This is a genomic window from Streptomyces glaucescens (assembly GCF_002154375.1).
In the GTDB taxonomy this organism is placed as follows: Bacteria; Actinomycetota; Actinomycetes; order Streptomycetales; family Streptomycetaceae; genus Streptomyces; species Streptomyces glaucescens.
Map to the genome: position 1 here is coordinate 1 of NZ_MUND01000617.1, position 4,182 is coordinate 4,182.

The window sequence follows — 4,182 nt, forward strand, 5'->3', positions numbered from 1 at the left end:
GTCCTCGGCACCGGCAAGATCGGCGAAGCCCTGCTCAGCGGAATGATCCGCGCCGGCTGGACCCCCGCCGACCTCCTGGTCACCGCCCGCCGCCCGGAACGAGCCGACGAACTCCGCACCCGCTACGGAGTCACCCCGGTCACCAACCCGGAAGCCGCCAAGACCGCCGACACCCTGATCCTGACGGTCAAACCGCAGGACATGGGCACCCTCCTCGACGAACTCGCCCCCCACGTCCCCGCCGACCGCCTGATCATCAGCGGCGCCGCGGGCATCACCACCTCCTTCCTCGAGGACCGGCTCTCCGCCGGCACCCCGGTCGTCCGCGTCATGACGAACACCCCCGCCCTCGTCGACGAGGCCATGTCCGTCATCTCCGCCGGCAGCCACGCCACCGCCGACCACCTCGCCCACACCGAGGAGATCTTCGGCGCCGTCGGCAAGACGCTCCGCGTCCCCGAGTCCCAGCAGGACGCCTGCACCGCCCTGTCCGGCTCCGGACCGGCCTTCTTCTTCTATCTGGTCGAAGCCATGACCGACGCCGGCATCCTCCTCGGCCTGCCCCGCGACAAGGCCCACGACCTGATCGTCCAGTCCGCGATCGGCGCCGCGACCATGCTCCGCGACAGCGGCGAACACCCGGTCAAGCTCCGCGAGAACGTCACCTCCCCCGCCGGCACCACCATCAACGCCATCCGCGAGCTGGAGAACCACGGCGTACGGGCCGCGCTCATCGCCGCCCTCGAAGCCGCCCGCGACCGCAGCCGCGAACTGGCCTCCGGCAACAACAGCTGACCCCGCCCGCCGGGGACGGTCACCTCGCCGCGTCCATGACCTCCTTCGTGAGCACCACCCGAGCGAACCCGTCCCCGTGCAGCGACACCGCCGACGCCTGCCCCAGCTCGTCCGCGCTCTTGCGCCAGCCGAACGGCCCGGCCAGATCGAAGGTGTGCGTCGCGTCGTACGCCACCACCACGTCGTACCCCAGGTTCCCGCCCATCCGTGCCGTCGTCTCGACACAGAGGTTGGTCTGGATGCCGGTCAGCACGATCTGCGAGATCCCCTCCGCCTTCAACCAGGCGTCCAGATCCGGCGTGCCGTAGAACGCCGAGTTCACCGTCTTGGCCACCAGCAGCTCCCGCCCCGCCCTCTTCCCACGCCGCTCCTCCACGTAGTCCTTCAAGTCGTTGCCCACCTGACCCGGCCGCAGCGGCGAGCGCGCACTCACCGAGTCGTGCCGGACGAAGACGACGGGCCGCCCCGTCATCTGCCAGACGTCGATGAGCGAGGCGATGTTCTCGTCCGCAGCCGGGTTGTTCCGCGGCCCCCAGAACTCCGGCTCCTCAAAGCCCTTCTGCACATCGACGACCACCAGCGCTGCGTTCTTCGCGATCTCCATGCCCCAGAGCATCGCGCCCCCGAGGAGCCCGCCCCAGAGGCGGGAAAGTCATCGATCGATGGTTTACTGCCAGGCATGTACCGCGTGGCCCTCGTCGCCTTCCCCGGCATCCGCGCCTTCGACGTCTCCGTCATCACCGAGGTCTGGGGCACCGACCGCACCCACCGCGGCGTGCCCTCCTTCGAGCTGCGCCGCGTCGCCACCGACACCACCCCCATCCCCGTCCACGGCGGCCTCTCCCTCCACCCCGACCGCACCCTCGCCTGGCTCCGCCAAGCCGACCTCATCCTCATCCCCGGCCTCGACGACCAGCTCGTCCCCGCACCCGCAGCCGTCCTCGAAGCCCTCCAGCGCGCCCACGCACGCGGCACCACCATCGCCGCCCTCTGCGCCGGAGCCTTCGTCCTCGCCCAGGCCGGCCTTCTCGACGGCCGCCGCGCCATCACCCACTGGAGCCTCGTCGACCTCCTCCGCACCCGGCACCCCCAGGTCACGGTCGTCCCCGACGCCCTGTTCATCGAGGACCGCAACATCTGGACCGCGGCCGGCACCGCCGCCGGCATCGACCTCTGCCTCCACCTCGTCCGCCGCGCCCACGGCGCCGAGACCGCCGCCACCATCGCCCGTTCCATGGTCACCGCCCCCTTCCGCACCGGAACCCAGGCACAGTTCATCGAGCACCCCACCCCCCGCACCGACCGTGACGCCGACACCCTCGCCGCCGTACGCGAACACGCCCTGCGTCACCTGCACGAACCGCTCACGGTCGCCGACCTCGCCGCCCACGCCGGCATGTCCCCGCGCAGCTTCGCCCGCCACTTCACCGCGGAGACGGGCACCACGCCCCTGCGCTGGCTCCTCGACCAGCGCCTCGCCGCCGCGCAGAAACTCCTCGAGCGCACCGACCTCCCCATGCCCGAGGTCGCCCGCCGCGCCGGCTTCGGCAGCGAGGTCACGATGCGCCAGCACTTCGCATCGCGCCTCGCCACCAGCCCGCGCGCCTACCGCGCCGCGTTCACCACGGCACCCGCCCCGGCCCGCGTATCAGAAGGGGCCGGCAGCAGCCCGATCGCGCGATAAGCGGCATCCACGGTCGGCCGGGCCATCGCCCGCGCCCTGTCCGCACCATCCCGCAGCACCCCCTCCACATAGCCGGGATCCGCACACAGTTCCTTGTGCCTCTGCTGCACGGGCCTCAGAACCTCGACCACGGCCTCGGCCGTGTCCTTCTTCAAGGCGCCGTACGACTCATATACACCGCTCAGCGCCTCCGGGTTCCCACCCGTGCACGCGGCGAGGATCTCCAGCAGATTCGCGACCCCCGGCCGCCCCGCCCGGTCGTAGACGACGTCCCGCCCGCTGTCGGTCACGGCGCGCATGACCTTCTTCCGCACCACGTCCGGCTCGTCCAGCAGGTAGACGATCCCCGGCCCGACATCGTCGCTCTTCCCCATCTTCGACGTCGGCTCCTGCAGATTCATCACCCGCGCCGCCATCCCCGGCGACGTCGCCCGAGGCACCACGAACGTGTGCCCGTACCGCTGGTTGAACCGCACCGCCACATCCCGGGCCAGCTCCACGTGCTGCGCCTGGTCCTCCCCGACCGGCACCTCTTCGGTTCCGTACGCCAGGATGTCCGCCGCCATCAGCACCGGATACGTCAGCAGCGACAGCCGCACACTCCCGCCGCGCGCCCGCTCCCGCACGGCCTTCTCCTTGTACTGGATCATGCGCCGCATCTCACCGTCGGTCGCCACGCACTCCAGCAGGTACGACAGCCGCGCGTGCTCGTCGACATGGCTCTGCACGAAGACGGTGCACCGCTCAGGATCCAGCCCGACCGCGAGCAACAACGTCGCCGCCTGCCGACTGAGGCGCCGCACCCGCGCCGGATCGTGTTCCACGGTCAGCGCGTGCAGATCGACGACGCTGAACAGCGCGTCCGCCTGGTGCTGGTCCACCGCGACCCACCGCCGCATGGCCCCCAGATAGTTCCCCAGGGTCAGGTGCCCGGTCGGTTTGACCCCGCTGAAGACCCGCTTCATCTCTCCACCTCCTGATCGGAGCCGCCGCCTCGACCGGCGACCGCCCCTCCCGGAGGGAGATACGACTACGGCCGCCGGGGGCGGCGGCCGTTGGATGCATACGTGAGCACGGCCGCCGTCAGGCGGCCCACCACAGCTGGGTGCACGTACGCGTAGTCACGGCACCCACGCTACGCCCCCAGAGGGCCTCCCGCCCCAGAGTTGACACACCCAGTCCCCATCCGTAGTGTTCTCCGGGTTGTCCGACGTGAGCGCCGACTCCGGTCGGTCCCCGGACAGCCATTCCGCAAGTACCAAACCACTCTCGACGAGCAGTCGATCTGCTTGTCGCGCCATTGGTATGCGTATTCGCGAAATGAGGAATCCGCGTTCGAAAGGACGCAGCCCCCGATTAGCTCGGGAGCCAGGAATCCGCTAAAGTCTCACTCGTCGGAACGGCCCGAGGGCCGCGAGGACAACCCCCTCTGACTGGGAGTCAGGCCCGAAAGGATCTGATAAAGTCGGAACCGCCGGAAAGGGAAACGCGAAAGCGAAAACCTGGAAAGCACCGAGGAAATCGGATCGGAAAAAGATCTGATAGAGTCGGAAACGCAAGACCGAAGGGAAGCGCCCGGAGGAAAGCCCGAGAGGGTGAGTACAAAGGAAGCGTCCGTTCCTTGAGAACTCAACAGCGTGCCAAAAGTCAACGCCAGATATGTTGATACCCCGTCCATCGGACAACCGATGGTCGAGGTTCCT

4 protein-coding genes are annotated in these 4,182 nt (G+C 69.4%); 2 read left to right on the forward strand and 2 right to left on the reverse strand.

Annotation, left to right across the window (positions count from 1 at the left end; translation table 11 throughout):
- Positions 1-795, forward strand: a 795-nt coding sequence (gene proC, locus CCN42_RS33165) for a pyrroline-5-carboxylate reductase (protein WP_107427681.1), incomplete at its 5' end; no start/stop codon positions are given.
- A 19-nt stretch (positions 796-814) separates the two neighbouring features.
- Here the strand turns inward: proC and CCN42_RS33170 are convergent.
- On the reverse strand, positions 815-1,399 hold the full coding sequence (locus CCN42_RS33170; protein WP_086741120.1) for a cysteine hydrolase family protein: 585 nt from the start codon (positions 1,397-1,399) through the stop codon (positions 815-817).
- Between the two features lie 75 nt (positions 1,400-1,474).
- Between CCN42_RS33170 and CCN42_RS33175 the strand changes: the two genes are divergently transcribed.
- Positions 1,475-2,479, forward strand: a complete 1,005-nt coding sequence (locus CCN42_RS33175; protein ID WP_086741121.1) for a GlxA family transcriptional regulator — start codon at positions 1,475-1,477, stop codon at positions 2,477-2,479.
- On the opposite strand, the gene trpS is transcribed toward CCN42_RS33175, so the two are convergent.
- Positions 2,401-3,444, reverse strand: coding sequence for a tryptophan--tRNA ligase (gene trpS, locus CCN42_RS33180; RefSeq protein ID WP_086741123.1), 1,044 nt, complete (start codon positions 3,442-3,444; stop codon positions 2,401-2,403). The two genes, CCN42_RS33175 and trpS, sit on opposite strands and share 79 nt — an antisense overlap.
- Between the last annotated feature and the right edge of the window lie 738 nt (positions 3,445-4,182).

What these genes read in the sequence shown, in the direction of transcription:
- CCN42_RS33170 (WP_086741120.1), bottom strand. Translation starts at nt 1,399, where the DNA reads ATGGAGATCGCGAAGAACGCAGCGCTGGTGGTCGTCGATGTGCAGAAG.
- CCN42_RS33175 (WP_086741121.1), top strand. Translation starts at nt 1,475, where the DNA reads ATGTACCGCGTGGCCCTCGTCGCCTTCCCCGGCATCCGCGCCTTCGAC.
- trpS (WP_086741123.1), bottom strand. Translation starts at nt 3,444, where the DNA reads ATGAAGCGGGTCTTCAGCGGGGTCAAACCGACCGGGCACCTGACCCTG.